The organism is Streptomyces sp. NPDC001796, assembly GCF_042892355.1.
In the GTDB taxonomy this organism is placed as follows: Bacteria; Actinomycetota; Actinomycetes; order Streptomycetales; family Streptomycetaceae; genus Streptomyces.
On sequence record NZ_JBIAUC010000003.1, the window covers coordinates 434991 to 461964 of the forward strand.

The 26974-nt window shown below is 70.5% G+C and carries 27 protein-coding genes; 11 read left to right on the forward strand and 16 right to left on the reverse strand.

Translation table 11 applies throughout. The features are described from left to right. Nucleotides 1–19: 19 nt before the first annotated feature. Nucleotides 20–448, reverse strand: a complete 429-nt coding sequence (locus ACFYZE_RS08700; RefSeq protein WP_388990241.1) for a PPOX class F420-dependent oxidoreductase — start codon at nucleotides 446–448, stop codon at nucleotides 20–22. Nucleotides 449–543: 95 nt separating this feature from the next. On the opposite strand from ACFYZE_RS08700, the gene ACFYZE_RS08705 reads away from it, so the two are divergent. Together ACFYZE_RS08705 and ACFYZE_RS08710 are read left to right on the forward strand one after the other, a co-directional pair. Then, on the forward strand, nucleotides 544–954 hold the full coding sequence (locus ACFYZE_RS08705; protein ID WP_388990243.1) for a roadblock/LC7 domain-containing protein: 411 nt from the start codon (nucleotides 544–546) through the stop codon (nucleotides 952–954). Nucleotides 955–1080: 126 nt separating this feature from the next. Beyond that, nucleotides 1081–2172: a DUF6397 family protein gene (locus tag ACFYZE_RS08710; RefSeq protein WP_388990245.1), complete on the forward strand. Its 1092-nt coding sequence runs from the start codon at nucleotides 1081–1083 to the stop codon at nucleotides 2170–2172. 47 nt (nucleotides 2173–2219) lie between these two features. On the opposite strand, the gene ACFYZE_RS08715 is transcribed toward ACFYZE_RS08710, so the two are convergent. Beyond that, a complete protein-coding gene (locus ACFYZE_RS08715) occupies nucleotides 2220–3092 on the reverse strand; it encodes an acyl-CoA thioesterase (protein WP_388990247.1) in 873 nt (290 codons plus the stop codon). 19 nt (nucleotides 3093–3111) lie between these two features. Further along, nucleotides 3112–5625: a DUF3516 domain-containing protein gene (locus ACFYZE_RS08720; RefSeq protein WP_388990249.1), complete on the reverse strand. Its 2514-nt coding sequence runs from the start codon at nucleotides 5623–5625 to the stop codon at nucleotides 3112–3114. Nucleotides 5626–5770: 145 nt separating this feature from the next. On the opposite strand from ACFYZE_RS08720, the gene ACFYZE_RS08725 reads away from it, so the two are divergent. After that, the gene (locus ACFYZE_RS08725; protein WP_388990251.1) at nucleotides 5771–6565 is read left to right on the forward strand and encodes a metal-dependent hydrolase; all 795 of its coding nucleotides are present in this window, start codon (nucleotides 5771–5773) and stop codon (nucleotides 6563–6565) included. Nucleotides 6566–6606: 41 nt separating this feature from the next. Here the strand turns inward: ACFYZE_RS08725 and ACFYZE_RS08730 are convergent, their stop codons facing one another. The 4 genes from ACFYZE_RS08730 to ACFYZE_RS08745 all read right to left on the reverse strand — a co-directional run bounded on the left by ACFYZE_RS08730 (nucleotide 6607) and on the right by ACFYZE_RS08745 (nucleotide 11297). Continuing rightward, a complete protein-coding gene (locus tag ACFYZE_RS08730) occupies nucleotides 6607–6879 on the reverse strand; it encodes a type B 50S ribosomal protein L31 (protein ID WP_388990253.1) in 273 nt (90 codons plus the stop codon). 36 nt (nucleotides 6880–6915) lie between these two features. Beyond that, entirely contained in the window at nucleotides 6916–7386 is a 471-nt protein-coding gene (locus ACFYZE_RS08735) for a DUF5709 domain-containing protein (RefSeq protein WP_388990255.1), read from the reverse strand. A 324-nt stretch (nucleotides 7387–7710) separates the two neighbouring features. Next, entirely contained in the window at nucleotides 7711–9492 is a 1782-nt protein-coding gene (locus tag ACFYZE_RS08740; protein WP_388990257.1) for an ABC transporter ATP-binding protein, read from the reverse strand. Then, nucleotides 9489–11297 carry an ABC transporter transmembrane domain-containing protein gene (locus tag ACFYZE_RS08745; RefSeq protein WP_388990259.1) on the reverse strand — a complete coding sequence of 603 codons (1809 nt, stop codon included), beginning with the start codon at nucleotides 11295–11297 and terminating at the stop codon, nucleotides 9489–9491. The genes ACFYZE_RS08740 and ACFYZE_RS08745 overlap by 4 nt, the downstream gene beginning before the upstream one ends. Before the next feature lie 225 nt (nucleotides 11298–11522). Between ACFYZE_RS08745 and ACFYZE_RS08750 the strand changes: the two genes are divergently transcribed. Next, entirely contained in the window at nucleotides 11523–12344 is an 822-nt protein-coding gene (locus tag ACFYZE_RS08750; protein ID WP_388990261.1) for a hypothetical protein, read from the forward strand. A gap of 90 nt (nucleotides 12345–12434) precedes the next feature. On the opposite strand, the gene ACFYZE_RS08755 is transcribed toward ACFYZE_RS08750, so the two are convergent. Further along, the gene (locus ACFYZE_RS08755) at nucleotides 12435–12941 is read right to left on the reverse strand and encodes a MarR family winged helix-turn-helix transcriptional regulator (protein ID WP_388990262.1); all 507 of its coding nucleotides are present in this window, start codon (nucleotides 12939–12941) and stop codon (nucleotides 12435–12437) included. Nucleotides 12942–13066: 125 nt separating this feature from the next. On the opposite strand from ACFYZE_RS08755, the gene ACFYZE_RS08760 reads away from it, so the two are divergent. Then, nucleotides 13067–14869 carry an ABC transporter ATP-binding protein gene (locus ACFYZE_RS08760; RefSeq protein WP_388990264.1) on the forward strand — a complete coding sequence of 601 codons (1803 nt, stop codon included), beginning with the start codon at nucleotides 13067–13069 and terminating at the stop codon, nucleotides 14867–14869. A 19-nt stretch (nucleotides 14870–14888) separates the two neighbouring features. Here ACFYZE_RS08760 and ACFYZE_RS08765 read toward each other — a convergent pair whose 3' ends face one another. The 6 genes from ACFYZE_RS08765 to ACFYZE_RS08790 all read right to left on the reverse strand — a co-directional run bounded on the left by ACFYZE_RS08765 (nucleotide 14889) and on the right by ACFYZE_RS08790 (nucleotide 20075). Further along, a complete protein-coding gene (locus ACFYZE_RS08765) occupies nucleotides 14889–15968 on the reverse strand; it encodes an NAD(P)-binding domain-containing protein (protein WP_388990266.1) in 1080 nt (359 codons plus the stop codon). 42 nt (nucleotides 15969–16010) lie between these two features. Beyond that, on the reverse strand, nucleotides 16011–17165 hold the full coding sequence (locus ACFYZE_RS08770; protein ID WP_388990268.1) for an LLM class flavin-dependent oxidoreductase: 1155 nt from the start codon (nucleotides 17163–17165) through the stop codon (nucleotides 16011–16013). A gap of 1 nt (nucleotide 17166) precedes the next feature. Continuing rightward, entirely contained in the window at nucleotides 17167–18198 is a 1032-nt protein-coding gene (locus tag ACFYZE_RS08775) for an ABC transporter substrate-binding protein (protein WP_388990270.1), read from the reverse strand. 46 nt (nucleotides 18199–18244) lie between these two features. Next, on the reverse strand, nucleotides 18245–19009 hold the full coding sequence (locus ACFYZE_RS08780) for an ABC transporter ATP-binding protein (protein WP_388990272.1): 765 nt from the start codon (nucleotides 19007–19009) through the stop codon (nucleotides 18245–18247). Next, nucleotides 18982–19860 (reverse strand): ABC transporter permease, encoded by an 879-nt coding sequence (locus ACFYZE_RS08785; protein ID WP_388990274.1) that lies wholly within the window; start codon nucleotides 19858–19860, stop codon nucleotides 18982–18984. Before ACFYZE_RS08785 ends, ACFYZE_RS08780 begins: the two co-directional genes overlap by 28 nt. Before the next feature lie 131 nt (nucleotides 19861–19991). Beyond that, nucleotides 19992–20075, reverse strand: coding sequence for a putative leader peptide (locus ACFYZE_RS08790; protein WP_313884353.1), 84 nt, complete (start codon nucleotides 20073–20075; stop codon nucleotides 19992–19994). A 121-nt stretch (nucleotides 20076–20196) separates the two neighbouring features. Between ACFYZE_RS08790 and ACFYZE_RS08795 the strand changes: the two genes are divergently transcribed. From ACFYZE_RS08795 to ACFYZE_RS08820, 6 genes are all read left to right on the forward strand, one after another. Continuing rightward, entirely contained in the window at nucleotides 20197–20619 is a 423-nt protein-coding gene (locus tag ACFYZE_RS08795; protein ID WP_388990275.1) for a secondary thiamine-phosphate synthase enzyme YjbQ, read from the forward strand. A gap of 464 nt (nucleotides 20620–21083) precedes the next feature. Continuing rightward, nucleotides 21084–21761, forward strand: coding sequence for a HemK2/MTQ2 family protein methyltransferase (locus ACFYZE_RS08800; protein WP_388990277.1), 678 nt, complete (start codon nucleotides 21084–21086; stop codon nucleotides 21759–21761). Nucleotides 21762–21765: 4 nt separating this feature from the next. Continuing rightward, the gene (locus ACFYZE_RS08805) at nucleotides 21766–22083 is read left to right on the forward strand and encodes a CDGSH iron-sulfur domain-containing protein (protein WP_388990279.1); all 318 of its coding nucleotides are present in this window, start codon (nucleotides 21766–21768) and stop codon (nucleotides 22081–22083) included. Then, a complete protein-coding gene (locus tag ACFYZE_RS08810) occupies nucleotides 22080–23099 on the forward strand; it encodes an iron-containing redox enzyme family protein (RefSeq protein ID WP_388990281.1) in 1020 nt (339 codons plus the stop codon). The genes ACFYZE_RS08805 and ACFYZE_RS08810 overlap by 4 nt, the downstream gene beginning before the upstream one ends. A 91-nt stretch (nucleotides 23100–23190) precedes the next feature. Then, a complete protein-coding gene (locus ACFYZE_RS08815) occupies nucleotides 23191–23379 on the forward strand; it encodes a hypothetical protein (RefSeq protein ID WP_388990282.1) in 189 nt (62 codons plus the stop codon). 145 nt (nucleotides 23380–23524) lie between these two features. After that, nucleotides 23525–25063, forward strand: coding sequence for a cytochrome bc complex cytochrome b subunit (locus ACFYZE_RS08820; protein WP_388990284.1), 1539 nt, complete (start codon nucleotides 23525–23527; stop codon nucleotides 25061–25063). Here the strand turns inward: ACFYZE_RS08820 and ACFYZE_RS08825 are convergent. Together ACFYZE_RS08825 and ctaD are read right to left on the reverse strand one after the other, a co-directional pair. After that, nucleotides 24993–25382, reverse strand: a complete 390-nt coding sequence (locus ACFYZE_RS08825; protein WP_388990286.1) for a cytochrome c oxidase subunit 4 — start codon at nucleotides 25380–25382, stop codon at nucleotides 24993–24995. The two genes, ACFYZE_RS08820 and ACFYZE_RS08825, sit on opposite strands and share 71 nt — an antisense overlap. Then, complete coding sequence (gene ctaD / locus ACFYZE_RS08830; RefSeq protein WP_388990588.1) at nucleotides 25379–26968, reverse strand: cytochrome c oxidase subunit I; 1590 nt, start codon at nucleotides 26966–26968, stop codon at nucleotides 25379–25381. Before ctaD ends, ACFYZE_RS08825 begins: the two co-directional genes overlap by 4 nt. Nucleotides 26969–26974 lie beyond the last annotated feature (6 nt).

Sequence of the window (26974 nt, forward strand, 5' to 3'; positions counted from 1 at the left end):
GCCGGCCAGGCCGGCGGTCCTATTCGGCGACCGACGAGTAGGCCAGGACCTTCTCGACCCGTACCCGGACGAGGAGTTCTCCCGGAACGCCGTTTCGGGCTCCGAACTCCTCGGCCCGGTCCTCACCCATGTACCGGGCACCGAGCCGAGTCGCCCAGTGCCGCAGGTCCTCCAGATCCTCCGACAACTCGGCCCGCCCGTGGAGCACGACGAAGTCGTACGGAGGGTGGTCGTCGTCCACACACAGGGCGACCCGGCCGTCCCTGGCCAGGTTCCGCCCCTTCACGGTCTCCTTACCCGTGTTGAAGACCACGTCGTCACCGTCCAGCAGGAACCAGATCGGCGCCACATGCGGGCTGCCGTCGGCGCGGACCGTGGACAGCTTCCCGGTGCGGGTCCCGTGCGAGACGAAGGCCCGCCATTCCTCGTCGGTCATCTTCTGTGCCATACCCCCCATCCTGCTTGCCGGGACGGCGGCTGTGGTGAAGGCTGGCTGACCGGATCCTCCGGCCAGGGAGAGCTACAACACGGGGAGAGCGGACCATGGCGCAGAACACGGAGCTCGGCTGGCTCCTGGACGACCTGACCGAGCGTGTGGAGCCGATACGGCACGCGCTGGTCCTGTCCAACGACGGACTCGTGACCGGCACCAGCACCGGGTTGCGGCGCGAGGACGCCGAGCACCTCGCCGCCGTCTCGTCCGGTCTGCACAGCCTGGCCAAGGGCTCAGGCCGCCACTTCGGCGCGGGTCAGGTACGGCAGACCATGATCGAATTCGAGGACGCGATCCTGTTCGTCACGGCGGCCGGGCCCGGAAGCTGCCTGTGCGTGCTCAGCGCCGCCGAGGCCGATGTCGGCCAGATCGCCTACGAGATGACACTGATGGTGAACCGGGTCGGGGAGCACCTCGCCGTGGCCGAGCGAGAGCGGGACACACCCGCCGTGGATCTCTGACCTGCGCCGCTGATGGAGTGAGCGGAGTTTTCCACAGGCTCGTCCCGGGATCCGGCGATGAGGCTACGGTCTTTCCGACGCGGACGCACACGGCGCCCGCAGCGGACTCCACGGGGGAGAACGGCCATGTCCGTACACACGATCACGCCCGTCAACGCGGAAGCCACCGGTGCCGCGGACGTCACGCCGCGGCTGCCGTCGCTGACGTTGAGCCGCGCCGCACGCGAACTGGACGTCAAACGGGGCGAGCTGGACCTCGCCGTCCAGCTCGGCTGTGTGCGGACGGTACCCGACGACAGGGGAGGGGGCGGCCGCCGCATCACGCGCGCCGAAATCGACCGGATCCGATGCGAGGACGGGTTCCCCGAGAGGCTGCGGAAACGGGTGGCGACAGTGGGCACCAGGGACGGCGCGGCCCTGATGGACGTGACGCCCGCTCGGTTCACACGGTTCGCACGCCTGGGTCTGATCGTGCCGGTGAAGTGGTATTTGAACCGCTACCGTGCCGTGGTGTGGCTGTATCTGGCCGAGGAGGTCGAACAGTTCGCGTCCGGAGAGGCGAACGCGCCGCTGCTCACCGGCCGGACGCCGGAGGGGCTGCGTGACCAGTTGGACGCGGGGCTGGACCTGCGGCCCCGCAACTGGCGCGGACGCCACCTCGGATTCCGGCTGCGGCTGACGCAGGACCCGTGGGCGAAGGCCGCCGTGGTGGCGTCCCTGCTGGACCCGGCGCACGTGGCCGATGTCGTCCGGGATCCGTACGAGCGCGCCGAGCTGTACCGCCTGCGGCCTGCCCAGTCCGTGCAGTGGCCGCCCGACTCGCCCGCGGCCCGGATCACCGCGCAGATCATGATCGCGGACGATCTCGACGAGGTCGGCTGGCTCCGGGCCGATCTGGGCCGGGCACTGATCGAGGCGCGGCGAGAGCGGCCCGCGTCGTGGCTGTCACCGGAGGTCCCCGACGACGAACGCCTCCGGCCCCGGACCGTCCACCGCCCTGCGCCGGCCCGTGCGGGCAGGACCGCGACGGTCTGCGGTAACACGACCGTGCACAGGGCCACGGACATGGGCCGGACCGCGAGCCTCACCGAAACGGCCATCCGGGGCGAGCCCGCGAGGCACACCGGGACCGCGCCCGACCGGCAGGCGACGGCCGGACGCCACGAACAGACGCCGTCGCGAGGCGTGCTCGGGTGGCTGCGCCGCAGAAACCCCTGACCGGCGTCGCGGCGACCGGCCCACGCGGGCGTGAGACAGGCGTGCCGTCACCGCTCGAGCCGGCGGAAGAGCCCCTCCTGGACGACCGAGACGAGCAGGCGGCCCTCGACGTCGTAGATGCGGCCCCGGGCAAGACCCCGGCCACCCACCGCGATCGGGGACTCCTGGTCGTACAGGAACCACTCGTCCGCGCGGAACGGCCGGTGGAACCACATGGCATGGTCCAGCGACGCCATGTCGAAGCCCCGCGGGCCCCAGAGCGGTTCGACGGGGATGCGGACGGCGTCCAGGAGCGTCATGTCGCTCGCGTACGTGAGCGCGCACGTGTGCACGAGCGGATCGTCCCCGAGAGGGCCCACGGCACGCATCCACACCGCGCTGCGTGGCTCGGCGTCCTTGATCTCGTCGGTGCTCCAGCGCAGCCGGTCCACATAGCGGATGTCGAACGGCTGACGCCGGGCCATCCGCTCCAGCGTCTCGGGCAGCGCGCCCAGATGCTCCTTGACCTCCTGCGCCACCGTCGGCAGCGACTCCGGGTCCGGTACCTCCCGGGCAGGCGGCAACTGGTGCTCGAAGCTCCCCTCTTCAGGCTTGTGAAAGGAGGCGGTCAGATTGAAGATCGTGCGGCCCTGCTGCACGGCCGTGACCCGCCGGGTCGTGAAGGACCTTCCGTCACGGACCCGTTCGACCTGGTACACGATGGGCACGCCCGGTATGCCCGGGCGCAGGAAGTACGCGTGCAGTGAGTGCACCGGCCGTTCGCCGTCCGTGGTGCGGCCGGCGGCGACCAGCGCCTGGCCGGCCACCTGGCCGCCGAAGACCCGCTGCAAGGACTCCTGGGGGCTGCGGCCCCGGAAGATGTTGACCTCGATCCGCTCAAGGTCGAGCAGGTCGACGAGCCTCTCGGCTGGGTTCGTCATGGGTGGTGTGCTCCTGTGCTCACAGCTGGCCGACGTCGGTTACCCGGACGACGGCGCGGCCCTCCTCGTCGGAGGCCGCGAGGTCGATCTCGGCGCTGATGCCCCAGTCGTGGTCGCCGTTCGGATCGGCGAAGGTCTGGCGAACCCGCCACAGCCCGTTCTCCGGCTCCTCCTCGATGATCAGCAGCTTGGGGCCTCGGGCGTCGGGGCCGGTGCCGAGTTCGTCGTACTCGTCCCAGTACTTGTCCATGGCGGCGCCCCACGCCTCGGCGTCCCAGCCGGACTCGGCATCCATCTCGCCGAGTTCCTCGATCTGGTCCAGGGCGGCGAGCTCGACGCGGCGGAACATGGCGTTGCGGACCAGCACCCGGAAGGCGCGTGCGTTCGCCGTGACCGGTTTCACCTGGTCGGCCTTCTCCTGGGCTTCCTCGGCCGTCATCTCCTCGGGGTTGGCCAACTGCTCCCACTCGTCCAGCAGGCTGGAGTCGACCTGGCGCACCATCTCGCCGAGCCAGGCGATCAGGTCCTCCAGGTCGTCCGACTTCAGGTCGTCGGGGACGGTGTGCTCAAGGGCCTTGTAGGCACTGGCCAGGTAGCGCAGCACGATGCCCTCGGTGCGTGCCAGCTCGTAGAACGAGACGAACTCCGTGAAGGACAACGCCCGTTCGTACATGTCACGGATGACCGACTTGGGCGAGAGCGGATGGTCGCCGACCCAGGGGTGGCTCTTGCGGTAGGTGTTGTACGCCTGGAAGAGCAGCTCCTCCAGCGGCTTGGGGTAGGTGACGTCCTGGAGCCGCTCCATGCGCTCCTCGTAGTCGACACCGTCCGCCTTCATGGCGGCCACAGCCTCGCCGCGGGCCTTGTTCTGCTGGGCGACGAGGATCTGACGCGGGTCGTCCAGCGTGGACTCGACGACGGAGACCATGTCGAGGGCGTAGGACGGGGACTCGGGATCGAGAAGTTCGAACGCGGCCAGCGCGAAGGTGGACAGCGGCTGGTTGAGCGCGAAGTCCTGCTGGAGATCCACGGTGAGGCGCACGATGCGGCCGGTGGCGTCCGGCTTGTCGAGTTTCTCGACGATGCCGCCGTCCAGCAGCGAGCGGTAGATCGCGATCGCCCGCCGGATGTGCCGCAGCTGCTGCTTGCGAGGCTCGTGGTTGTCCTCCAGCAGATGGCGCATCGCCTCGAAGGCGTTTCCCGGGCGGGCGATCACCGACAGCAGCATCGTGTGGGTGACCCGGAAGCGGGAGGTGAGCGGCTCCGGCTCGGAGGCGATCAGCTTCTCGAAGGTGTTCTCCGTCCAGCCGACGAAGCCTTCCGGCGCCTTCTTGCGCACCACCTTGCGACGCTTCTTCGGGTCGTCGCCGGCTTTGGCGAGCGCCTTCTCGTTCTCGATGACGTGCTCCGGAGCCTGCGCCACGACGAGGCCGGCCGTGTCGAAGCCGGCGCGCCCGGCGCGGCCCGCGATCTGGTGGAACTCCCGGGCGCGGAGGGTGCGCACCCGGTTGCCGTCGTACTTGGTCAGGGCCGTGAAGAGCACGGTGCGGATCGGGACGTTGACGCCGACACCCAGGGTGTCGGTGCCGCAGATCACCTTCAACAGGCCGGCCTGGGCCAGCTTCTCCACCAGGCGCCGGTACTTCGGCAGCATGCCGGCGTGGTGCACGCCGATGCCGTGCCGCACGTAACGGGAGAGGTTGCGGCCGAACTTGGTGGTGAAGCGGAAGTTGCCGATCAGCTCGGCGATCTTGTCCTTCTCCTCCCGCGAGCACATGTTGATGCTCATCAGCGCCTGGGCCCGTTCCACGGCCTGCGCCTGGGTGAAGTGGACGATGTAGACAGGGGCCTGCCGGGTTTCCAGCAGTTCGGTGAGCGTCTCGGTGAGCGGCGTGCGCCGGTACTCGTAGGAGAGCGGCACCGGACGGGTCGCCGAGCGAACCACCGAGGTGGGGCGACCGGTGCGGCGGGTCAGGTCCTTCTCGAACATCGAGACGTCGCCGAGCGTCGCCGACATCAGGATGAACTGTGCCTGTGGCAGCTCCAGGATCGGGATCTGCCACGCCCAGCCGCGGTCACCTTCGGCGTAGAAGTGGAACTCGTCCATCACGACCTGGCCGACATCGGCCTGCCTGCCGTCGCGCAGCGCGATCGACGCCAGGACCTCGGCCGTGCAGCAGATCACAGGCGCGTCGGCGTTGACGGAGGCGTCACCGGTCAGCATGCCGACGTTCTCGGTGCCGAAGAGCTTGCACAGCTCGAAGAACTTCTCCGAGACGAGTGCCTTGATCGGTGCGGTGTAGAAGGTGACCTCGTCCCGGGCGAGCGCCGCGAAGTGCGCGCCCGCGGCGATCATGCTCTTGCCGGACCCGGTGGGAGTGGAAACGATCACGTTCGCTCCCGAGACCACCTCGATCAGGGCCTCCTCCTGGTGCGGATAGAGGGTGAGCCCGCGCTCCCCGGCCCACGACTCGAAGGCTTCGTAGAGGGCGTCGGGGTCTGCGGTCTGCGGGAGCTGATCGATGAGGGTCACGTCCCCATCTTGCCTGCCCGCGCACCCGATGAGGGAATCGGCTGCCGACCCGAAGATCATGAACGCTACGCTGTGGCGCCGACAGTACGTCGACGCACACGGACAACTGGACAGCGCTACAAGAGGAATGGGGCGGGATGCGGCCATGATGGGACCAGCACACTCACTGTCAGGGGCCGCGGCCTGGCTCGGGGTGGGAGCGGCCGCCGCAGCGTCGGGTCATCCGATGCCCTGGCCGGTCCTTCTCGTCGGTGCGCTGATCTGCGCTGGTGCCGCGCTCGCCCCGGATCTGGATCACAAGGCGGCCACCATCTCGCGGGCCTTCGGCCCCCTCTCCCGCTGGGTCTGCGAGATCGTCGACAAGCTGTCGTACGCCGTTTACAAGGCGACCAGGAAGTCGGGCGATGCCCGCCGGTCGGGCGGGCACCGCACGCTCACGCACACCTGGCTGTGGGCGGTGCTGATCGGGGCGGGAACGGCCGTGGCGGCCGTCACGGGCGGCCGCTGGACGGTGCTGGCCATCCTCTTCGCGCACATGGTGCTGGCCATCGAGGGACTGCTGTGGCGGGCGGCGCGCGGTTCGAGCAGCGATGTGCTGGTGTGGCTGCTGGCCGCGACGAGCGCCTGGATTCTGGCCGGCATACTCGACAAACCGGGCAACGGTGCCGACTGGCTGTTCACGGCGCCGGGCCAGCACTACCTGTGGCTCGGCCTGCCGATCGTCCTCGGCGCCCTGGTGCACGACATCGGGGACGCGCTGACGGTCTCCGGCTGCCCGATCCTGTGGCCGATACCCCTGGGCCGCAAACGCTGGTATCCGGTGGGCCCCCCGAAGGCGCTGCGGTTCCGGGCGGGCAGCTGGGTCGAGCTGAAGGTGCTGATGCCGGCGTTCATGCTGCTGGGCGGGGTGGGCTGCGCGGCGGCGCTCAACGTCATCTGAGGGCGGCTGGGCGACGACGGCCGTTCGGCGAAGGCGGCGGCCTACTGGCCGGAGTCGCCGTCCGTTCCCTGTCCCCCGGCGTAGCGCCGCTCGAAGCGGGCGATGCGCCCCTCCGTGTCCACCGTGCGGGCCTTGCCCGTGTAGAGGGGGTGGCTTTCGGAGGAGATCTCGACGTCCACCACCGGATACGTCCTCCCGTCGTCCCACTCGATGGTCTGGTCACTGGTCGCGGTGGACCGGGTGAGGAAGGCGTAGCCGGCGGCGCGGTCGCGGAAGACGACGGAGTGGTAGGCGGGGTGCTTGTCCTGCTGCATGGGGCCTCCTGGCGTGACGCGTGCGGCGGGTGGCGTTCAGCCGGACAGCGTGTCCTCGTCGACGATGTGCACGGCCGCCTCCTCGGCCGAGGCCGCCGCGCCGTCGATGCCGACATCGGTGGCGACCAGTCCGTTCTCCTCGTCCTCGTGTGCCCCTTCGTCCGGGGCGACGAGACGGCCGGAGCGGGCGTCGCCGACCTCGTTGTCCAGAGGTTCCCCGTCGCCGTCGGACCAGTCCCCGATCCCGTCGTCGTCCGGGACGGAGACGTCCGGGATTTCCTCGGCGAGCCGTTGGTCCAGGGTTTCGCCCTGATGCCCCTCGGCCGCGGTCACGCCCACGTGCTCCACCGCCCAGGGCCGCTCGGGAGGCGACCAGCCCCGGTCGAGCGGGTTGGTGACACCGTCGCTCTCCAGGGTGTCCTCGGCGTCGAGCAGCCCCGCGTCGTCCTGCACCTCGGATCCGTCGGGCTGGTAGACGTCGTCGCCCCATCCCTCGGTGCTGTCCACTGATACCTCCAGGTGGTGGGACGGAACCGATTGCCGCCATGCACGCGTCGCGGACGCGGGGCCACTCGGACGGGCCGCGCCCTCCCGAGCCGGACGGTTCCGGCACGTCCCCCGGGCCGGTGCCACCTCCAGCCTTCCACCCCGCGTCGGCACCGCGCAACGGCAGCCGGGCAGCGGCCGGGAAAGGCCGGGACAGACGTCTGTGAGCGGGCGGACCGGCGCACCCGTGAGGGCAGTGGTCCCGCCGACCGCCCGGGCCGCCGACCGCCCGGGCCGCCGATCCCCGGCAGGCGGCCCCGGGCCCCCGCGGGCGGGTGGCCGAGGTCACCCGTGCCAGGAGCGCCACAGCGCCGCGTACGCCCCGTCGGCGGCGACCAGCTCCTCATGGCTGCCCAGCTCGCCGATCCGCCCGTTCTCGACGACGGCGATGACGTCGGCGTCGTGGGCGGTGTGCAGCCGATGTGCGATGGCGACGACCGTGCGGCCGTCCAGCACACGGGCCAGCGAGCGCTCCAGATGGCGGGCCGCCCGCGGATCGAGCAGGGAGGTCGCCTCGTCCAGGACCAGCGTGTGCGGGTCGGCGAGTACCAGCCGGGCCAGCGCGATCTGCTGCGCCTGCGCCGGGGTGAGCGCCAGACCACCGGAGCCCACCTCGGTGTCCAGGCCGTCGTCCAGGGCACGCGCCCAGCCGTCCGCGTCCACAGCTCCGAGGGCGGCCCACAGTTCGGCGTCGACGGCGTCCGTCCGGGCCAGCAGCAGGTTGTCGCGCAAGGAGCCCACGAAGACGTGGTGCTCCTGGTTGACCAGGGCCACGTGCGAGCGCACCCGCTCGGCCGACATCCGCGACAGTTCCGCGCCGCCGAGAGTGACACGGCCGTCCCGGGGCGCGTAGATGCCGGCGAGCAGCCGGCCCAGCGTCGACTTGCCCGCGCCGGACGGGCCGACCAGGGCGAGGCGGGTGCCGGGCGCCACCTGCAGGGAGACCTTGTGCAGCACGTCGACGCCCGCGCGGTAGCCGAAACGCACCTCCTCGGCGGCCACGTCACGGCCGTCGGGCGCCAGGGAGATGTCGCCGGCGTCCGGCTCGATCTCACGGACCCCGACGAGCCGGGCCAGCGACACCTGGGCCACCTGCAGCTCGTCGTACCACCGCAGGATCAGCCCCACCGGGTCGACGAGCATCTGAGCGATGAGCGCGCCGGTCGTCAGCTGGCCGATGCCGATCCAGCCCTGCAGGACGAACACCCCGCCGATCAACAGGACCGAGGACAGGACGGTGACGTGTGTGACGTTGATGACCGGAAAGAGGACCGACCGCAGCCAGAGGGTGTAGCGCTCCCAGGCGGTCCACTCCTTGACCCGTCGGTCCGACAGCTCGATGCGCCGGTCGCCGAGGCGATGGGCCTCGACGGTGCGTCCCGCATCCACGGTCTCGGCGAGGGCCGCGGCCACGGCGGCGTACCCGGCGGCTTCGGAGCGGTAGGCGGACGGGGCGCGCTTGAAGTACCAGCGGCAGCCGATCACCAGCAGCGGTACCGCGACGAGCACGGCCGGTGCCAGCGGTGGGGCCGTGACGGTGAGGCCGCCGAGCAGCAGCACGACCCAGACCACGCCGATGGCGAGCTGCGGCACGGCCTCGCGCATGGCGTTGGCGAGCCGGTCGATGTCGGTGGTGATCCGGGACAGCAGGTCGCCGGTACCGGCCCGCTCCAGGACGCCCGGCGGCAGCCTCACGGACCGTACGAGGAAGTCCTCGCGCAGGTCGGCCAGCATCCGCTCGCCGAGCACGGCGCCGTGCAGCCGTACCAGGCGTACGAAAACCGCCTGGACGACGAGCGCGACGACGAACAGCGCGACGGTGCGTCCCAGATGGAGTTCACGGGCGTCGTCCGAGACGCGTTCCACGAGCCCGCCCAGCAGGTACGGGCCGGCCATCGAGGCGACCACGGAGATCGTGTTCACGGCGATGAGCAGCAGGAAGGGGCGGCGGTGCCGGCGGAACAGTTCGGCCACGTAGGCGCGTACGGTCTCGGGGGCGCCGACGGGCAGCGTGGTCGCCGTCGTCGGGGCCGCCGGGTCGTACGCCGGTGGCGCCACGCCGATCATGCGGTCTCCTCGATCTCTTCCAGGTCTTCGAGCTCGTGCAGTTCGGCCAGGACGTCGGCGCGCGCGGCGGCCTCGTCGTCGGTCTCGCGGGTGACGACCGAGCGGTACCGGGATTCGGCGTGCACCAGGTCGCGGTGCAGGCCGACCGCCGCGACCTCTCCCTCGTGCACCAGCACCACCCGGTCCGCTCGGTCCAGGAGCAGGGGCGAGGAGGTGAACACGACCGTCGTGCGCCCCGCCCGCAGACGGCGGATCCCGTCGGCGATCCGTGCCTCGGTGTGCGAGTCGACGGCGGACGTCGGCTCGTCCAGGACCAGCACCTGCGGATCCGTGATGAGCGACCGGGCCAGGGCGAGCCGCTGGCGCTGGCCACCGGACAGGGACCGGCCGCGCTCGGTGATCCGTGCGTCCATCGGGTCGTCGGTGTCCGTCGAACCCTCCACGAGGGCGTCCAGGACATCACCGCACTGCGCGGCGGCGAGCGCCTCCTCGGCGCCGACCTCGCCGGAGGCGGGTACGTCGAGCAGGTCGCGCAGGGAACCGGACAGCAGCACCGGATCCTTGTCCTGGACGAGGACGGCGGTGCGGGCCGTCTGGAGCGGTAGTTCGTCCAGCGGGACGCCGCCCAGCAGCACCGAGGTGCCTTCCTCCGCCGGATGTCCGCCCAATCGTTCGGCCAGCACCCCCGCCGCGTCCGGGTCGCCGCAAACGACGGCGGTGAACTCCCCCGCGGGCGCGAGCAGCCCGGTCTGCGGGTCGTACAGGTCGCCGACCGGCAGGCTTGCCTCGCGGGAGCCCGCGGCGTCCATGGCGCGTTCCAGGGCCAGCACCCGGGCCGCGCGCCGGGCGGACGGCCGAGAGAAGGAGTACGCCATGGCGATCTCCTGGAAGTGCTGCAGTGGGTAGGTGAGCAGCATGACGGCGCTGTACACGGTCACCAGTTCGCCGACTGCGATACGCCCCTCATGGGCCAGTTGGACACCGCGCCAGACGAGCGCGATCATCAGCAGACCCGGCATCAGCACCTGGATCGCCGCGATCAGCGACCACATGCGGGCGCTGCGCACAGCCGCGGTGCGGACCTCCTGGGAGGCCCGGCGGTAGCGCTCCAGGAACAGTTCCTCGCCGCCGATGCCGCGCAGCACCCTCAGGCCGGCGACGGTGTCCGAGGCCAGCTCGGTGGCGCGGCCCGCCTTCTCGCGCTGGATGTCGGCGCGCCGGGTCGCCCGGGGCAGCAGCGGCAGCACGGTGAGCGCCAGCGCCGGCACGCCCACCGCCACGATGACGCCGAGCGCGGGCTGATAGACGACGAGCGCGACGCAGACCGCGACGACGGTGAGCGCGGCCGCGCTGAACCGCGAGACGGCCTCCACGAACCAGCCGATCTTCTCGACGTCACCGGTGGAGACCGCGACGACCTCACCGGCCGCCACCCGCCGGGTCAGGGCGGAGCCGAGCAGGGCCGTCCTGCGCGCCAGGAGCTGCTGGACCCGTGCGGCGGCGGTGATCCAGTTGGTGACCGCGGTGCGGTGCAGCATGGTGTCGCCGAGCGCGAGACCGGCCCCGCACAGCAGGAGCAGTCCGCCCGTCAGCGCGAGCCGGGCGCCCGACCGGTCGACGACGGCCTGAACGGCGAGACCGACGCAGAAGGGCAGCCCGCAGACGGACAGGAAGTGCAGCAGCCCCCACGCCAGGGACTTCAGTTGCCCGCCCAGTTGGTTCCGGCCGAGCCACCACAGGAATCGGGGGCCCGAGCGTGCGTCCGGCACACCCGGGTCGGGATACGGAAGGTCGTGAATCTGCATGACGTCCCAGTGGCTCGTGTCAGCGGAAACGGGTCGGCGGCAGGCGGGCAGCGTCTGCGGGTCCGCGGCTGCCCGTGACAAGCCGTGACAGCCTCGCGTCGGAACGCGCTCGAAAGCAAACGGTTTTCCGGCCCGGCAGCAGAGAACCGGCCTCCGTCGTCGCTTGCGGCCGAATGGCGGACATCCGGACGGAAGGGCCTGGAAAGTGATGTGACGATACGACATATGCGAACTGGTGGTGGACGCGGTGCGGCTGTGGACAGGCGGATGGCGGTGGCGGCCTGCGGCGTGCTGCTGATGTCCGTGCCCGGGTGCGGCGGTTCGGCGGGCGAGAGCCGCGGGGCGAAAGGCCCCGATCCGACACGAGACGGCCGGACCGTTCGCGGTGCCCCGGGGAACGGGGCCGGGAGAACACCTGTACCCACGCCCGGGCCGAGCCGTATTCCGGGTGTCGGTGACGGGCTGAACCGGCGGATTCCCGGTGGGTCGCGTCAGGTCGTGGTGGTCTACGGCGACGACGAGGACTCTCCGGAGTCCACGGTCGTGCTCTACATGAAGGAGGGCTCGGCCTGGAAGGAGTCCGGGCGCTGGCGCGGGCACAACGGGAAGGCGGGCTGGACGACGGACCACCACCTGGGCGATCTGCGCAGTCCGGTCGGCGTGTTCACGCTCAGCGACGCCGGCGGTCTCCTCGACGATCCGGGGACCAGGCTCCCGTACAGCCAGGGGGAGTCGTACCAGGCGCCGGAGGACTTGGGCGAGTCGCACCGGGACGTCTTCGACTACGTCATCGCCATCGACTACAACCGGCTCAGGGGCACCCCGCCCCACGATCCGGCCCGCCCCGAGGGCGAGGAGAAGGGCGGCGGTATCTGGCTGCACGTGGATCACGAGGACGGCACGCTGGCCTGTGTCACACTGCCCGAATCCGGTATGAGGCACCTGCTGCGCGTGCTCGATCCCGACCAGGAGCCCGTGGTGGTGATGGGCGACAGGGCCCACCTGGAGACCTGGGAGCAACCGGCGGTGCTCCCTGACGCCCAGTGAGGCCCCGACGGGGGGCGGCAAGTCCCCGTGGAAACCGCGACGGGGAAAGCGGGAGCCGCCCCCCGTCACACGCGGTTCAGGTGCCGGATGTCAGCACCGGCGCTCCCGTTCCGCTGCGAGCCCGCGCTCGGCTGTGAGGTCGCGCTCGGCCACCGGGGCGACGTCCCCGCCGTCGATCAGTGTGGTGAGCAGATCGCCGAGCACCTCACGCTGCTCGTCCGTCAAGGGAGCGAGAATCTCCTCGGCCGCGGACCGGCGCGCACCGCGCAACGCGCGCAACGCCCTGCGCCCCTCGTCCGTGACCTCTATCCGGATCACTCGCCGGTTGGTCGGATCCGGTACCCGGCGGACCCTGCCGCTCGCCTCCAAGCCGTCCACCAGCGTCGTCACCGCCCGCGGTACCACCTCCAGACGCTCGGCCAGATCCGCCATGCGGGGCGGTGAGCCGAAGTGGGCGAGGGTGCGCAGCAGCCGGGACTGGGCCGGGGTGATGCCCAGGTCGCACCGCTCCAGGTGGCGCTTCTGGATTCGGTGGACCCGACGGGTGAGCCGCAGCAGCTGCTCGGCGAGCAGGCTGTCCGGATCGGGGGTCGTCATGCGGGAACAATATCAGGACCTTGTGCATTGTGAGTATAGGTAACAATGAGCTAAGATCCGATGGAACCCGATGCTCGTCCATACGCGTCCCGGCGCGTTCCAACGCCTCACCTCCGTAGGAGCCCATGCACCCCGACCAACCCACATGGACACCGTCGCCCGGCGGCTCACCGGAGCAGCCGCGGCAGGTCCGTCGCATCCTGAACCTCTTCAAGCCCTACCGTGGCCGACTCGCGATCGTCGGCCTGCTGGTCGGCGCCTCGTCTCTGGTCTCCGTCGCCACGCCCTTCCTGCTGAAGGAGACCCTGGATGTCGCGATCCCGCAGGGCCGCACCGGTCTGCTGACCCTGCTCGCCCTCGGCATGATCCTCAGCGCCGTCGTCACCAGCGTCTTCGGCGTGCTGCAGACCCTGATCTCCACCACTGTCGGCCAGCGCGTCATGCACGATCTGCGCACCGCGGTCTACGGCCGGCTGCAGCGCATGTCGCTCGCCTTCTTCACCCGCACCCGCACGGGCGAGGTGCAGTCCAGGATCGCCAACGACATCGGCGGCATGCAGGCGACGGTCACCTCCACCGCGACCTCCCTGGTGTCCAACCTCACCAGCGTGGTCGCCACCATCGTCGCCATGGTCGCCCTCGACTGGCGCCTCACCGTCGTCTCGCTTCTCCTGCTGCCGCTGTTCGTGTGGATCAGCCGGCGTGTCGGCAACGAACGCAAGAAGATAGCCACCCAGCGCCAGAAGCAGATGGCCGCGATGGCCGCCACGGTCACCGAGTCGCTCTCCGTCAGCGGCATCCTGCTCGGCCGCACGATGGGCCGCGCCGACTCGCTCACCCAGTCCTTCGGGCGTGAGTCCGAGAGCCTGGTCGACCTCGAGGTGAAGTCCAACATGGCGGGCCGCTGGCGTATGGCCGTCATCACCATCGTCATGGCCGCCATGCCCGCCGTCATCTACTGGACCGCGGGGCTGGCGCTCCAACTCGGAGGCCCGTCCATCTCGATAGGCACCCTGGTCGCGTTCGTCTCGCTCCAGCAGGGACTGTTCCGGCCGACGGTCAGCCTGCTCTCCACCGGTGTCCAGATCCAGACCTCCCTGGCGCTCTTCCAGCGCATCTTCGAGTACCTCGACCTGCCCATCGACATCACCGCGCCCGACGAGCCGGTCCACCTCGACCAGGTCAAGGGAGAGATCCGTTTCGAGGACGTCGAGTTCCACTACGACGACAAGAGGGGCCCGGTCCTCAAGGACATCGACATCACCGTCCCGGCAGGCGGCAGCCTCGCCGTGGTGGGACCCACCGGCTCCGGGAAGTCCACGCTCGGCTACCTGGTGCCCCGGCTGTACGACGTGACGGGCGGGCGGGTCACGCTCGACGGCGTGGACGTGCGCGATCTGGACTTCGACACACTCGCCCGCGCGGTCGGCGTCGTCTCCCAGGAGACCTACCTCTTCCACGCCTCGGTCGCCGACAACCTGCGCTTCGCCAAGCCGGACGCCACCGACGAGGAGCTGTACGCGGCGGCCGGGGCGGCCCAGATCCACGACCACATCATGTCCCTGCCCGACGGGTACGACACGGTCGTCGGCGAGCGCGGCCACCGCTTCTCCGGCGGTGAGAAACAGCGGCTTGCCATCGCCCGCACCATCCTGCGCGACCCGCCGGTCCTCATCCTCGACGAGGCGACCAGCGCGCTCGACACACGGACCGAGCACGCCGTCCAGGAGGCCATCGACGCCCTGTCGGCCAACCGCACGACGCTCACCATCGCGCACCGGCTGTCCACCATCCGCAGCGCCGACCAGATCGTCGTCCTCGACTCCGGACGCGCGGTCGAACGCGGCACGCACGAGGAGCTGTTGGAGCTGGACGGCCGGTACGCGGCCCTGGTCCGGCGGGACGCGCAACTGGAGACCACGGGTTAGAGGGCCGGCGCCTCGCGCCTCACGCGGCGGCGACCGCTTCCCCCGCCAGCAGACGCCTGATGTCCCGCACAGCCGCTCGTCCCGCACGGTTCGCGCCGATCGTGCTCGCCGACGGACCGTAGCCGACCAGGTGGATCCGCGGGTCGGAGACCACCCGCGTGCCCTCCACCCGGATGCCGCCGCCCGGCTCGCGCAGCCGCAGCGGAGCCAGGTGGTCGACAGCGGCCCGGAAGCCGGTCGCCCACAGGATGACGTCGGCGTCCACATGCCGCCCGTCGTTCCACTCCACCCCGTCCGGCACGATCCGGTCGAACATCGGCTGCCGGTCCAGTACGCCGTCGGCTATCGCCTGCCGGACCACGTCGTTGAGCGGCAGCCCGGTCACGGACACCACACTCCGCGGCGGCAGCCCCTGCCGCACCCGCTCCTCCACGAGTGCCACCGCAGCCCGCCCCACGTCCTCGGTGAACGGGCCCTCGCGGAACACCGGCGGACGCCGGGTCACCCATGTGGTCGCGGCGGCGTAGGGGGCGATCTCCATCAGATGCTGGGTGCCGGAGGCGCCGCCACCGACGACTACCACTTGCTGTCCGGCGAACTCCTCGGGCCCGGGGTACTGGGCGGTGTGCACCTGCCGCCCCCGGAAGGTCTCCTGCCCGGGATAGCGCGGCCAGAAGGGCCGGCCCCAGGTGCCCGTGGCATTGATCAGGGCCCGTGTCGACCAGGTCCCGGCCGACGTCTCGACGAGCAGCCGCCCCTCCGTGCCCTCCCGCACGGCCCGTACATGCACCGGCCGCCGTACGCGCAGGTCGAAGGTGCGCTCGTAGGTGTCGAAGTACGCGCCGATGACCTCCGACGACGGCCGCGCCGGATCCGCGTCCGTCAGCTCCATGCCCGGCAGCGCGTGCATCCCGTGCACCTTGCCGTAGGTCAGCGAGGGCCAGCGGAACTGCCAGGCGCCGCCCGGAGAGGGGGAGTGGTCGAGGACCACGAAGTCGCGATCCGGCTCGAACCCGGTACGCCGCAGGTGATAGGCGCTGGACAGGCCGGCCTGTCCAGCGCCTATGACGACGACCTCGACCTCGCGTGTGTTGTTCACGCTTCCACCAACCCTGTCGGGGGCGTGGATCTTCCCGGCGGGTCAGCGTCCGCTCGCGACGAGGAGCGGCGCGCCCGCCGCCGATGCTCCAGGGTCCAGCAGCCCGCGGGCCGCCAGCTCCGGGATCACGCCCTCCCCGAACCAGTACGCCTCCTCCAGATGCGGATAGCCGGACAGCACGAAGTGCTCGATGCCGAGCGTGTGGTATTCCTCGATCCGGTCGGCGACCTCGGCGTGGCTGCCGACGAGCGCGGTGCCCGCCCCGCCACGGACCAGGCCGACGCCCGCCCACAGGTTGGGGTGGATCTCCAGCGCCTCCCGGGAGCCGCCGTGCAGGGCCAGCATCCGCTGCTGCCCCACCGACTCGCTGCGGCCGAGCGCCGCCTGCGCTGCCGCGACCGTGTCCGCGTCGAGATCGTCGAGCAGCCGGTTGGCGGTCGCCCAGGCCTCGGCGGCGGAGTCCCGGGAGATGGTGTGCAACCGGATCCCGAAGCGGACCGTGCGTCCCTCGCGCTCGGCGAGCGAGCGAATCCAGTCGATCTTCTCCTTGACCTGGGCGGGAGGCTCGCCCCAGGTCAGATACACGTCCGCATGCCGCGAGGCGACCGGTCCGGCCGCCGGCGACGAGCCGCCGAAGAACAGCTGCGGCAGCGGGTCCGGCGGAACCGCGGTGAGCCCGCCCTCGACCTGGTAGTGGGTGCCGTCGAAGTCGTACGGCCGCCCACGCCACACCCCGCGGACGACCGTCAGGAACTCGTCGGTCCGGTCATAGCGCCGGTCGTGGTCCAGACGGTCGCCGAAGCGCCGCTGTTCGGCCGAGTCGCCACCCGTGACCACGTTGAGCAGCAGCCGGCCACGCGTGACACGTTGGTACGTCGCCGCCATCTGCGCGGCGAGCGTCGGCGAGATCAGTCCCGGCCGGAAGGCGACCAGGAACTTCAGCCGCTCGGTGTGCTGGGCGAGCGCGACCGTGGTCAGCCAGGCGTCCTCGCACCAGGTGCCGGTCGGGGTCAGTACCGCCTCGAAGCCCAACTGCTCGGCGGCCTTGGCGATCTGCGCCAGGTACTCGATGTCCGGTGGGCGCACCCCGCGCACCTGCCGGGCGGCACCCGCCTCGTTGGGCGCGTAGGCGTGCCGGTCGACGAGGGTGCGGCCGTCCCCGCCCGTCGGCAGGAACCAGTGAAGTCGGACGGTCATGTCACGACTCCTTCAGGACACGGGGCGTCGCGGTGGACGGGGGCAGGTCACCGTTGAACTCGGTGTCCACGAAGTCGCCGAAGTTCACCTTGCGCGGGATGAGCTTCAGGCTGGTGAACGTGTCCGCGATCTGCTGCTCGGAGGCGATCAGCGACTTGTCCACGGCGACCGGGACCCGGGAGGCGTTGGTGCGCTTCACGGCGGCGAGCGCCACCTCGTACGACAAGCCGGTGTCCTTCGCCCACACCTTGGCCCAGGCCTCGGGGTGCGCGTAGACCCAGTTCTGGGCGCGCCGCAGCCGCTCCAGGTAGTCCTTGACGGCCGCGGCCTTCTTCTTGTCCTTCAGGGCGCTCGGAGCCGCCACCTGGAAGGTGAGGCCGTTGGTCACGCCGTCGCCGGTGGTGAGGACGCGCCCCTGACCCCCTTGCAGCACCTGCGAGGTGTACGGGTCCCACACCGCCCAGGCGTCGACCTTGCCGCTGGTGAACGCGGCCAGAGCGTCGGCCGGCTGGAGGTACTTGACCTTCACGTCACTCAGCTTCAGCCCGGCCTTGTTGAGGGAGGCGACCAGCTGGTAATGCGCGGACGAACCCTGCGCCACCGCGATCGACCTGCCCTTGAGCTGCTGCACCGCGCTCAGCCGGGAGTTCTTCGGTACGAGGACGGCATCGCCCTTGGACGTGCCGTGCCAGGCGGCCACCACCGTGATCTTCGAGTCGGCGCCCGCGGCGAAGACCGGTGGGGTGTTGCCGACGCCCCCGATGTCGACGGCGCCCGCGTTGACCGCCTCCAGCAGGGGCGGTCCGGAGGTGAAGGTGGACCACTTGATCTTGTAGTCGAGGGTCTTGAGCTCACCGGCGGCCTCCAGGACCGCCTCGGAACCCCCCTTCTGGTCACCGACGTTGAGGGTGAGGGAGCCCTTGCCGTCGGTTCGCCCGCCGGCGGAGGTCTCGGCGGAGGAGTTCCCGCCGCAGGCGGTGAGCAGGAGGGCGAAGGGCAGGAGCAGCGCGGCGGGCAGGAGGCGTCGTCGCATGACGGATCCGTTCGTGTGCAGGAGTTGCAGGAAGAGAGGAGGGGAGTCAGCCGGCTTGCGCGGCCGAGGCGACGCCGAGGCGTTCCAGCAGTCCGGCGCGCACCTCCGCGAAGCGTGGATCGGTGATGTCGCGCGGGCGGTCCAGGTCGACCGTCGTCTCGTGGGCGATGACGCCGCCGTCCATCACCAGGACGCGGTCGGCGAGCAGCACCGCCTCCTCGACGTCGTGCGTGACCAGCAGCACGGCGCAGCCACGCCGCTGCCACAGCTCGCCCACCAGGCGCTGGGCCTTGATGCGGGTGAGCGCGTCGAGCGCGCCGAACGGCTCGTCGAGCAGCAGCAGATCCGGTTCGCGCACCAGGGCGCGAGCCAGGGAGGCACGCTGGGCCTCGCCGCCGGAGAGGGTCTTCGGCCAGGCGTCCGAGCGGTGCGCCAAACCGACCTCCTCCAACGCCTTTTCGGCGACGCTGCGTTCGGGCTTGCCGGGCAGCCCGAGCAGCACATTGCGCCACACCTTCTTCCACGGCATCAGCCGGGGGGCCTGGAAGGCGACCGCCTTGCGGCGCGGGACGAGGACGGTGCCCTCGATGTCGCGGTCGAGGCCGGCGAGGATGCGCAGCAGGGTCGACTTGCCGCAGCCGCTGCGGCCCAGCAGAGCCACGAATTCTCCCGGCCGCACCTGGAGTTGCAGGCGGTCGATGACGGCGCGCCCGTCGAAAGAGCGGGTGAGCCCCTCGACGCGGACCGCCGAGGCGGGGGCCGGGCCCTTTGCGGCGCCGGTCGTCACCGGCCCGTGAACGTCGGTCGCCATTGCAGCAGCAGCCTTTCGAGGGAGCGGACGATGAAGTCGGCGAGCAGACCGAAGAAGGCGTAGACGATGAGGCAGACCACGATCACGTCGGTCCGCAGGAAGTCCCGCGCCTGCACCATGAGGAAGCCGATCCCGGCGTCCGCGTTGACCTGCTCGGCGAACACGAGGGCGAGCCAGGCGATGCCGAGGGAGTAGCGCAGACCGGTCATCGCGCCGGGCAACGCGCCCGGCAGGACCACATGCCGGACGAGCCCCCACCGGGAGAGCCCCAGGGACTCCCCGGCCTCGATCAGTTGGGCGTCCACGCCGCGGATGCCGGCGTAGACGTTGAGGTAGAGCGGAAAGGTCACGCCGAGGGTGATGATGGCGACCTTCGGGGCCTCGCCGATGCCGAACCAGATGATGAACAGCGGGATCAGTCCGACGAATGGGACCGTTCTCAGCATCTGGACGGGCGCGTCCACGAGGTCCTCGCCGATGCGGAACAGCCCGGAGACGAGGGCGAGTCCGGTGCCGATGAGGGTGCCGAACAGCAGACCGGCCGCGACCCGGCGCAGCGAGGTGCCCATCGCGGAGGGCAGGGATCCGTCGGCGACGAGATCGCCCGCGACCTGCGCGATCCTGCCGGGAGAAGCGAGGATGTCGGAGGGCAGCACGCCTGTGCTGCTGAGGAGTTGCCACAGGGCGAGCAGCAGGAGCGGGCCGGAGGTGCGCCGCAGCCAGCGGGGGACGCGTGTGCGGCGAGCGGAGGAGGGGACGAGGGGCTCGAGCTCGGGCGCGACCTGCCCATCTGTTGATATCGCCGAAATGTCGGACTCTGTTGCGCCAGGTGGGGCATGGCTGATGCTCATACGTGCTCCATGAGGAGGAGAGCGGCCGGACGGGGACGCACCTTGGCGGCGCCGCGTCAGAGAGGACTCAGGCGTGCGGGCAGGGCGGTGCCAAGGCGAGGAAAAGAGGTGAAAGAGAGGGAAAGAGTGCGTCAGCGACCGCGGCGACACGCGGCAGAGGCCACCCGCAGCAGGTCGATGTGACCGCGCGTGGTGAGCAGGGCTGAACGCAACATGCGGTTGAAAGTAGCCAGATGGCGCCTTCCGGGTCAACGGTGTCTCGAGAAGTGGACCGCTCGTATCGTCGGACGGCCACCAGCTGTGTGTGAGTTCGGTCGTGTGGGTGACGATGGAGGCATGTCCGATGCCTTCAGCACCCGCGTCCTGAATATCGCCACCGGATCCTCGGAGAGGGTCTTCGACCTCACCCAAGAATGTGTGACCTTCCTGCGCGAGGTGAGCAGGGGCAGGGACGGCCTCCTGAACGTTTTCGTGCCGCACGCCACGGCCGGCGTGGCGATCATCGAGACGGGCGCCGGCAGTGACGACGACCTCCTGGCCGCCCTGCACACCCTCCTCCCGGCCGACGACCGTTGGCAGCACCGCCACGGCAGCCCCGGCCACGGCCGTGACCATGTCCTGCCGGCCCTTGTCCCGCCTCACGCGACGCTGCCGGTCATCGGCGGAGAGCTGAAACTGGGGACCTGGCAGTCGGTGTGCCTGGTGGACACGAACACCGATAACACAGACCGTCGGGTCCGGTTGAGCTTCCTGGGGTGACTTCCCTGCCTCCCGAGGAGCAACCTTTGTCGGCCGGTCGCTGGTCGGGGCCGTCGAACGCCGTCCCATGTGTGACGCGGGCGCGTCGTCCCGGCACATGCGTCATGGTGACCTGGGACTTTACGCATGCACATCTGCCGTCGACATCCGCGCTCGGGCCCTGCCGCGCCACTCGCTGCGGAGACGACACCGCTGAGCGGGCACTCGAGCGACCGGGGCCAAGGCCGATCAGGAGCTGACGGCTGCCGTGTCCGTTCGGCGCGCGGACAGCAGTGAAAGGCAGTTCTCCGGAGTTCCCCGGGGAGACCCTCTGAACGACCGCTTGGGGCGCCCGGGGTGAGACGGACAAAGTGTCGACCACGTGCAGTGGGGGACTCGTGGTGCGCAGGCAAAGATCCGCACCCGCCGTGATGTGCCAGGCCGGGTGCGGACGGCGCCTGCGTGTACCCGCAACGGAGGAGCCGATGACCGTCGAAACCCCCTGTCCGCCCCTTCCCGCCCCCGCGTGGACCCCACCGGGCGTGTACGAGCCGCAGGAGGACACCTGGCTGCTGACCCGGGCCCTGCGCCGGGAGGACATCACCCCCGGGGCGGACGTCCTCGACCTGGGCACCGGCAGCGGAGCCCTGGCGCTGGAGGCCGCACGGCTCGGCGCGCGTGTCACCGCCATCGACATCTCCTGGCGGGCGGTGCTGGCGGCCCGGGTGAACGCGCTGCTCAGCGGGCAGCGCATCAGCGTGCGCCGCGGCGACCTCACGGCGGCCGTGCCCGGACGCCGTTTCGACCTGGTGGTCAGCAATCCGCCGTACGTTCCCTCACCCGATGGCGGAAGCCCCCGGGGCCCCGCCCGCGCCTGGGACGCCGGCTGGGACGGGCGGCTGCTTCTGGACCGCATCTGTGATGCCGCGCCCGGACACCTGCGCCCCCGCGGAGTGCTCCTCATGGTGCATTCCGTGCTGTCCGGGGTGGACGAGACCCTGGACCGACTCGCCTCGGCGGGGCTCAGTGCCCGGGTCACCGATCGCGTGCCCATTCCGTTCGGCCGGGTGCTGCGGTCCCGGCTGGCCTGGCTGCGGCAGCGCGGTCTGCCCGCCGACGACATGGTGGAAGAGCTGGTGGTCGTCCGTGCCGTACGAGAGTGAACGCGTGGTACGCATCCGGGCCGATCGCGACGGCCCGCTGCTGGTCGAAGGCCCTGTTGAGGTCACCGGCCCCGACGGCGGCACCGTCGTCAGCCGGCGGTTCGTGGTGGCGATCTGCACCTGCCGGCGCAGCCGCACCTACCCGTGGTGCGACACCAGCCATCGCCGCCGCGGGAAGCCGACGGACGACCGGGAAACCGGGTCGAGGGAGATGCGGGACGACCGGGAAACCGGGTCGAGGGAGATGCCGGAGCAGGCCCGAGCGGGGTGCGGAAGGACTCCTGGGGATCAGGACCCGGAAGAAGAGGAGACGCACGCGTGACGACCGGCCGACGTGAACCACGCCAGTTCAGCCCGCCGCTCCCCCTGCCCAGGGGCCCGCTCTCACACGGTGCGGTCAGCGCGCTGCGTGAGCGGGGCAGCCCGCTGTCGCTGGCGTCCCTCGCGGACAGCGACCCGTACGGCGAAGACCTGCAGCTGGCGTTGTACGTCCTGTACGAACTGCACTACCAGGGGTTCGACGGGGTCGACGACGACCACGAGTGGGACCCCACCCTGCTCACCTTCCGCCGCGCCCTCGAGGACCGTTTCCTGGACTCTCTGCGTGCCGACGTCCCCGTCGACGCCGGCGCGCAGGAGGCCCTGGACGAACTCCAGGTCGAACCGGTCGGCGACGACGGGGGGAGCGTCACCCACTTCCTGCGGAGCGAGGGCGGACTGCGCCACCTCAGGGAGTACGCGGCGCTGCGGTCGCTTTACCACCTGAAGGAGGCGGACCCCCATGCCTGGGTGATCCCCCGGCTGCACGGCAGGGCCAAGGCGGCCATGGTGGCCGTCGAGTTCGACGAGTTCGGGGCGGGACGTGCCGACGAGATCCACGCGCGCCTCTTCGCCGACCTGATGGAGGACCTGGGGCTCAACACGGCCTACGGCTACTACGTGGAGGCCGCGCCCGCGGAGATGCTCGCGACGGTCAACCTCATGTCCCTCCTCGGCCTGCACCGCAGCCTGCGCGGCGCTCTGACCGGCCATTTCGCGGCGGTCGAGGTCACTTCTTCTCCCGGCTCCCGCCGCCTGGCCGAGGCCATGCGCCGGGCGGGCGCGGGGGAGGCCGCCGCCCGCTTCTACGACGAGCACGTGGTGGCGGACGCCGTGCACGAACAGGTCGTACGCCATGACGTGGTTGGCGGGCTGCTGGAGAGCGAACCCGATCTGGAGACGGACGTCGTCTTCGGGATCCGGGCCACAGGGTTCCTCGAGGACCGGCTCGGCGCCCACCTCCTCAAGGCATGGCGCGGTGGGGACAGCGCCCTGCGCACGGGGGCACTGGCCGCCTGACGCGTCCGGAATCCCGGAGCGCGGAGGGGGAACCCGCTCCGCGACAAGAACAGGGCACACAAGGACAGGGGCACATCGGGAAGGAGTCGTCATGACCGATCACCGAGATGACGAAGAGTTCTACAAGCGTGACCGCCCGGCCCAGCCGACCCTGGAGGAGGACCGGCCCCGCGGCGGGAAGGCCAAGGCACCGGCGAAGTACCGCGGGTCCTGGAGCATGGTGGCGATCATCGTCGTGGTCGTCCTGCTGGTCGTCCTCGGCATCGCGCTCTTCCCCTGAGGACGGGCCGCATGAAGGCAGGGGTGGTCGTCGGCGGTCCGAGGGCCGCGCAGGGCACGGAACGGTCGGTGAGAGACGGTAGAAGGAGGCGTTCCGTGGACCGGGACCGGGGTGAGGGTGTCGCCGACCACCCGGGGGAGGCACGGTGAAGGCGGGGCACCGGCCACCGGCCCAGGACGCGGAATCCGGGGCCCGCCGACCCGGGGAGCGGTTCGCCGACGCGGCGGACGGGCGGCTGCCCGTGCTGGACGGCGGCGGACGGCTGCTGCGCAAGGCATTCCCCGAGCACTGGTCGTTCCTTCTCGGCGAGATCGCGCTCTACAGCCTGCTCGTGCTGATCGCGACCGGCGTGTGGCTGACGCTCTTCTTCAAGCCGGCGATGCACGAGGTCGTCTACCACGGGCCTTACGTGCCGCTGCGCGGAACGCTGGTGTCGGAGGCGTTCGACTCGACCCTGCACATCAGCTTCGAGGTGCGTGGTGGCCTGCTCATCCGGCAGATGCACCACTGGGCCGCGTTGGTGTTCGTCTCCGCGATCGGGCTGCATCTGCTGAGGATCTTCTTCACCGGTGCGTTCCGCAGGCCGCGGGAGATCAACTGGATCATCGGTGTCACGCTGTTCCTGATCGCCCTGGCCGAGGGCTTCGCGGGCTACTCGCTCCCCGACGACCTGCTCTCCGGCACGGGGCTGCGCATCGCCCAGGGCATCATGCTGTCCCTGCCGGTCGTGGGGACCTACGTCAGCATGTTCGTGTTCGGGTCCCAGTACCCAGGCGAGGACATCGTGTCCCGCCTGTATCCCGTGCACATCCTGCTGCTGCCCGGAGCCCTGCTCGCCCTGGTCACCCTGCATCTGATCCTGGTCTTCCACCTCAAGCACACCCAGTGGCGGGGCCCGCGCGCGACCAACCGCAACGTCATCGGCAAGCCGCTGTTCCCGCAGTTCGCCGCGTCCTCCATCGGCCTGTCCCTCATGGTCTCCGGCGTGATCGCGCTGCTCGGCGCGGTCGCCCAGATCAACCCGGTGTGGACGTACGGCCCCTACCGGCCGGACCAGGCGTCGACCGGCTCGCAGCCCGACTGGTACGTCGGTTTCCTGGAGGGATCGCTGCGGCTCATGCCGCGCTGGGAGACGACCGTCGCCGGCCACACGATCATGTGGAACGTGCTCCTGCCGGGGGTCGTCCTGCCGCTGCTGCTGTTCGCGGTCCTGTACGCCTACCCGTTCGCCGAACAGCGGCTGACGGGGGAGCGGCACCGGGAACAGCACCTGTGCGACCGGCCGCGGGAACGCCCGGTGCGCACCGGGCTCGGCGTCGCCGGGATCACCTTCTACGGCGTCCTGCTGCTGGCCGGCGGCAACGACATCGTGGCCGACACCTTCCAGATCTCGCTGAACTCGCTGACGTGGACCCTGCGCATCGCCCTCGTGGCGGCGCCCGCGGTCGCCTTCCTGCTCACCCGCCGACTGTGTCACGCCCTTCTGGAGGCGGAGCAGAAGCGCCTGGCCGAGGGCGATGAGACCGGGGAGGTGCGGCAGACCGTGGAGGGCGGCTACGAGAGCGGCCACGAGCCGGTGACCGACTTCCGGCCGGGAGCGCCGAGGAAGCCGCTCAGCTCCCTCGAGCCGCGTACTGGAACACCATCCCGAGAACACCCCGAGCCAGCACCCCGAGGCCGATGAGGAACAGCCACAGCCCGAAGACCGCACCGGTCGCGGCGATGGCGAAGCCGAGCGCCGTGACCACGGGCCACGGGCTGTGGGCCGGGAAGAACTCCAGCGGACCAGCCGCGTCCATCACCTCGGCGTCCTTGCGGTCCTGCGGGCGGCGCCCCTTGCGCCGGTACTGCACGGCGCAGAAGAAGGCGACCAAGGCCGCCATCCCGAAGGCGATGACCAGGCACGCCGTACCCGACGGATCCCTCGACCAGGCACCGTAGAGGACGGCGGAGCCCGCGAAGAACGCGGCGACGCCGCCGAAGAGCACGGCCTCGGTTTTCATCGCGCTCCCTCCTCGAGGGACTGCCGCAGGGCCTGGGGATGATGCAGTTCGAAGGCGGGCGAGTCGGACCGCACCCGGGGCAGGGTCACGAAGTTGTGGCGCGGCGGCGGGCAGGACGTCGCCCACTCCAGCGAGCGGCCGTAGCCCCAGGGGTCGTCTTCGGTGACCTGTTCGCCGTACCGCGCGGTGTGCCAGACGTTGTAGAGGAACGGCAGCGTGGAGACGCCCAGCAGGAACGCGCCCGCGGACGAGAGCGTGTTCAGCAGGGTGAAGCCGTCGGCCGGCAGGTAGTCGGCGTAGCGGCGGGGCATACCCTCCGCGCCCAGCCAGTGCTGTACCAGGAAGGTGAGCTGGAAGGCGGGGAACAACAGCCAGAAGTGCAGTTTGCCGAGCCGCTCGTCCAGCATCTTCCCGGTGAACTTCGGCCACCAGAAGTAGAAGCCCGCGAACATCGCGAAGACCACGGTGCCGAAGAGCACGTAGTGCAGATGCGCCACGACGAAGTACGAGTCGGTGACGTGGAAGTCGATCGGCGGCGACGCGAGGAGCACACCGCTCAGCCCGCCCAGGAGGAACGTCACCAGGAAGCCGAGCGACCACAGCATCGGTGTCTCGAACGACAGCGACCCGCGGTGCATCGTGCCGATCCACGCGAAGAACTTGATCCCCGTCGGGACCGCGATCAGGAACGACATCAGGGAGAAGAACGGCAGCAGCACGGCACCCGTGGTGAACATGTGGTGCGCCCACACCACCGCGGACAGCATGGTGATCGCGGTCGTCGCGCCGATCATCGGCAGATAGCCGAACAGCGGCTTGCGTGAGAACACCGGGAGGATCTCCGAGATCACCCCGAAGAACGGCAACGCGACGATGTACACCTCCGGGTGCCCGAAGAACCAGAACAGGTGCTGCCACAGGATGGCGCCGCCGTTCGTCGCATCGAAGACGTGTGCCCCGAACTTCCGGTCGGCCTCCAGTGCCAGCAGTGCGGCCGTGAGCACGGGGAACGCGGGCAGCACCAGGATGGAGGTGAACAGGACGTTCCAGGTGAAGATCGGCATCCGGAACATCGTCATGCCCGGGGCACGCAGACACATGATCGTGGCGATGAAGTTGACCGCGCCCAGTGTCGTCGACACACCCGTCACCACCAGGCCCATCGTCCACAGATCGCCGCCGGCGCCGGGCGTGCGGTAGGCGCTGTTCAGCGGGGCGTAGGCGAACCAGCCGAACGAGGCGGCCCCGGAGGGCGTCAGAAACCCGGACACCACCATCAGGCCGCCGAACAGGTACATCCAGTACGACAGGGCGTTCAGGCGAGGGAACGCCACGTCGGGCGCACCGATCTGCAGCGGCATCACCGCGTTGGCGAACCCGGCGAACATGGGGGTCGCGAAGAGCAGCATCATCACCGTGCCGTGCACCGTGAAGAGCTGGTTGTAGAAGTCCTCGGACATGAACTGCAGGCCTGGACGGGCCAGCTCGGCCCGCATCGCCATCCCCAGCAGACCGGCGAAGAGGAAGAAGCAGAACGCCGTGACCATGTACAGACGACCGATCACCTTGTGGTCGGTCGTCGTCATCCAGTT

Excerpts from the sequence above, each read along its gene's own strand:
- ACFYZE_RS08800 (WP_388990277.1), top strand. The coding sequence starts at position 21,084 with ATGACCGTCGAAACCCCCTGTCCGCCCCTTCCCGCCCCCGCGTGGACC.
- ACFYZE_RS08780 (WP_388990272.1), bottom strand. The coding sequence starts at position 19,009 with ATGGCGACCGACGTTCACGGGCCGGTGACGACCGGCGCCGCAAAGGGC.
- ctaD (WP_388990588.1), bottom strand. The coding sequence starts at position 26,968 with ATGACGACGACCGACCACAAGGTGATCGGTCGTCTGTACATGGTCACG.
- ACFYZE_RS08755 (WP_388990262.1), bottom strand. The coding sequence starts at position 12,941 with ATGACGACCCCCGATCCGGACAGCCTGCTCGCCGAGCAGCTGCTGCGG.
- ACFYZE_RS08770 (WP_388990268.1), bottom strand. The coding sequence starts at position 17,165 with ATGACCGTCCGACTTCACTGGTTCCTGCCGACGGGCGGGGACGGCCGC.
- ACFYZE_RS08710 (WP_388990245.1), top strand. The coding sequence starts at position 1,081 with ATGTCCGTACACACGATCACGCCCGTCAACGCGGAAGCCACCGGTGCC.
- ACFYZE_RS08815 (WP_388990282.1), top strand. The coding sequence starts at position 23,191 with ATGACCGATCACCGAGATGACGAAGAGTTCTACAAGCGTGACCGCCCG.
- ACFYZE_RS08750 (WP_388990261.1), top strand. The coding sequence starts at position 11,523 with ATGCGAACTGGTGGTGGACGCGGTGCGGCTGTGGACAGGCGGATGGCG.
- ACFYZE_RS08760 (WP_388990264.1), top strand. The coding sequence starts at position 13,067 with ATGCACCCCGACCAACCCACATGGACACCGTCGCCCGGCGGCTCACCG.
- ACFYZE_RS08705 (WP_388990243.1), top strand. The coding sequence starts at position 544 with ATGGCGCAGAACACGGAGCTCGGCTGGCTCCTGGACGACCTGACCGAG.
- ACFYZE_RS08715 (WP_388990247.1), bottom strand. The coding sequence starts at position 3,092 with ATGACGAACCCAGCCGAGAGGCTCGTCGACCTGCTCGACCTTGAGCGG.
- ACFYZE_RS08730 (WP_388990253.1), bottom strand. The coding sequence starts at position 6,879 with ATGCAGCAGGACAAGCACCCCGCCTACCACTCCGTCGTCTTCCGCGAC.
- ACFYZE_RS08775 (WP_388990270.1), bottom strand. The coding sequence starts at position 18,198 with ATGCGACGACGCCTCCTGCCCGCCGCGCTGCTCCTGCCCTTCGCCCTC.
- ACFYZE_RS08700 (WP_388990241.1), bottom strand. The coding sequence starts at position 448 with ATGGCACAGAAGATGACCGACGAGGAATGGCGGGCCTTCGTCTCGCAC.
- ACFYZE_RS08795 (WP_388990275.1), top strand. The coding sequence starts at position 20,197 with ATGTCCGATGCCTTCAGCACCCGCGTCCTGAATATCGCCACCGGATCC.
- ACFYZE_RS08725 (WP_388990251.1), top strand. The coding sequence starts at position 5,771 with ATGATGGGACCAGCACACTCACTGTCAGGGGCCGCGGCCTGGCTCGGG.
- ACFYZE_RS08785 (WP_388990274.1), bottom strand. The coding sequence starts at position 19,860 with ATGAGCATCAGCCATGCCCCACCTGGCGCAACAGAGTCCGACATTTCG.
- ACFYZE_RS08745 (WP_388990259.1), bottom strand. The coding sequence starts at position 11,297 with ATGCAGATTCACGACCTTCCGTATCCCGACCCGGGTGTGCCGGACGCA.
- ACFYZE_RS08825 (WP_388990286.1), bottom strand. The coding sequence starts at position 25,382 with ATGAAAACCGAGGCCGTGCTCTTCGGCGGCGTCGCCGCGTTCTTCGCG.
- ACFYZE_RS08740 (WP_388990257.1), bottom strand. The coding sequence starts at position 9,492 with ATGATCGGCGTGGCGCCACCGGCGTACGACCCGGCGGCCCCGACGACG.
- ACFYZE_RS08790 (WP_313884353.1), bottom strand. The coding sequence starts at position 20,075 with ATGTTGCGTTCAGCCCTGCTCACCACGCGCGGTCACATCGACCTGCTG.